1 protein-coding gene is annotated in these 1,242 nt (G+C 66.5%); it reads right to left on the reverse strand.

Annotated elements, in window-relative coordinates; all coding sequences use genetic code 11:
• Window positions 1-1,242 (reverse strand): glyoxylate carboligase (gene gcl / locus NJF35_RS24575; protein WP_253091618.1); only part of this gene is annotated, 1,242 nt, incomplete at both ends.

Consider the following 1,242-nt stretch of genomic DNA (forward strand, 5'->3'; position numbering starts at 1 on the left):
GTAGGGCAGGTTGAACTGCGCGCCCACGGCCAGCTCTTCGATCATGAACTGGAAGTCGTAGTCACCCGACAGCGCGACGACCTTGCGCTTGGGATCGGCCTTGACCACGCCCAGGGCGGCGGGGATGGTCCAGCCCAGCGGGCCGGCCTGGCCGCAGTTGATCCAGTGACGCGGCTTGTACACGTGCAGGAACTGCGCGCCGGCGATCTGCGAAAGGCCAATGGTGCTGACGTAGCAGGTGTCCTTGCCGAACACTTGGTTCATCTCTTCGTAGACGCGCTGCGGCTTGACCGGCACGTTGTCGAAGTGGGTCTTGCGCTGCAGGCTCGACTTGCGCTGCTGGCAGTCTTGCAGCCACTCGCTGCGGTTCTTGAGCTTGCCGGCGGCCTTCCACTCGCGGGCCACTTCGATGAAGGCATCCAGCGCGGCGCCGGCATCGGAGACGATCCCCAGGTCGGGGGTGAACACGCGGCCGATCTGGGTCGGTTCGATGTCCACGTGGATGAAGGTGCGGCCTTCGGTGTAGACGTCGACCGAACCGGTGTGGCGGTTGGCCCAGCGGTTGCCGATGCCGAACACCAGGTCGGACTTGAGCAGGGTGGCGTTGCCGTAGCGGTGCGAGGTTTGCAGGCCGACCATGCCGACCATCTGCGGGTGGTCGTCAGGGATGGTGCCCCAGCCCATCAGGGTCGGGATGACCGGCACGCCGGTCAGTTCGGCGAACTCGACCAGCTTGTCGCTGGCGTCGGCGTTGATGATGCCGCCACCGGCGACGATCAGCGGGCGCTCGGCTTCATTGAGCATGGCCAGGGCCTTCTCGGCCTGGACGCGGTTGGCCGCTGGCTTGTGGACCGGCAGGGGTTCGTAGGCGTCGATGTCGAATTCGATCTCGGCCATCTGCACGTCGAACGGCAGGTCGATCAGCACGGGGCCCGGGCGGCCGGTGCGCATTTCGTAGAAGGCTTTCTGGAAGGCGTAGGGCACCTGGCCCGGTTCCAGGACGGTGGTGGCCCACTTGGTCACCGGCTTGACGATGTTGGTGATGTCGACGGCCTGGAAGTCTTCCTTGTGCAGGCGTGCGCGCGGGGCCTGGCCGGTGATGCAGAGGATCGGGATGGAGTCGGCCGAGGCACTGTACAGGCCGGTGACCATGTCGGTGCCGGCAGGGCCGGAGGTGCCGATGCACACGCCGATGTTGCCGGGGTTGGCGCGGGTGTAGCCCTCGGCCATGTGCGAGGCGCC

Origin of the sequence: Pseudomonas guariconensis (genome assembly GCF_024127895.1) — a bacterium.
Taxonomy (GTDB): Bacteria; Pseudomonadota; Gammaproteobacteria; order Pseudomonadales; family Pseudomonadaceae; genus Aquipseudomonas; species Aquipseudomonas guariconensis_B.